Source organism: Bradyrhizobium sp. 142 (genome assembly GCF_023074015.1).
In the GTDB taxonomy this organism is placed as follows: Bacteria; Pseudomonadota; Alphaproteobacteria; order Rhizobiales; family Xanthobacteraceae; genus Bradyrhizobium.
The window spans coordinates 1-1,008 of the sequence record NZ_JADPKQ010000153.1 but is presented as its reverse complement, the minus strand read 5'-3'; the positions used below and the strand labels follow the sequence as shown (position 1 = coordinate 1,008).

Genomic DNA, 1,008 nt, shown 5'->3' with positions numbered 1-1,008 from the left:
CGTCGCGGAGCTCGCGCGGATTGTCCGACAGATCCGCGCCCGCTGGCCGCTCACGCGCATCGTGCTGCGGGCGGACTCGGGCTTTGCGCGCGAGGCGCTGATGGTGTGGTGCGAGGAGAACCGCGTCGACTATCTGTTCGGGCTCGCCCGCAACACACGCCTGGTCGCCATGATTGCAGACGAGCTTGCCACGGCCCGCGCTGCGGCCGAGAAGACCGGCCGCCCGGCGCGCCGCTTCAAGGACTTCCAGTGGAGCACGCTCGACACCTGGAGCCGAAGGCGCCGCGTCGTCGCCAAGGCGGAGTGGACAACAGGCGAGGCCAATCCGCGCTTCGTCGTCACCTCGCTCAAGCGGGCCGAGGCCGGCGTGCGGCAGCTCTATGAGGACATCTACTGCGCCCGCGGCGACATGGAGAACCGTATCAAGGAGTGCCAGTTCGATCTCTACGCCGACCGGACCTCCGCGGCGACCATGCGCGCCAACCAGCTGCGGCTGTGGTTCGCCTCGATGGCCTATGTGCTGATCTGTGCCTTGCGCCGCATCGGCCTTGCCGAAACCGCCTTTGCGGACGCCACCTGCGGCACCATCCGTCTCAAGCTCCTGAAGATCGGCGCACTGGTGCGCATCAGCGTCCGCCGCATCAGGATCGCCATGGCCTCGGCCTGCCCAGCCGCCCAGCCGTGGGGACACGCGGCTCGTCGCCTGGCCGAAGCCGCCAAGGCTCGCGCCTCGCCGGCCTGACACGCGAAGCTGCGACGCGCCCAATCGGCGGCATCCACCAATGGCCCACCGGAGACACTCAAAACCAAATCCCCAGCCGCGCCTTCAGCGCCACGGCTCCTCGTCGCCTTCGCCAGATCCTCCTATCACCGTCCCAGAGCAATTGGTCGTGTGAGAAATACGGGCTAGTGGCGCTGTGGGAGGCCTCGGATCGGATCTGCGGCAAGCGGCTCCGGGTAATGATTCCGACGTTGCTGCCTTCGCTGGAGCGGCATGGCCGGCTCAAG

Annotated in this window: 1 protein-coding gene; it reads left to right on the top strand. The window is 68.0% G+C overall.

What is annotated here, in order from left to right; translation table 11 throughout:
- A partial coding sequence (locus tag IVA82_RS14670; protein WP_247493353.1) for an IS1380 family transposase occupies positions 1-742 on the top strand: 742 nt, incomplete at its 5' end.
- Between the last annotated feature and the right edge of the window lie 266 nt (positions 743-1,008).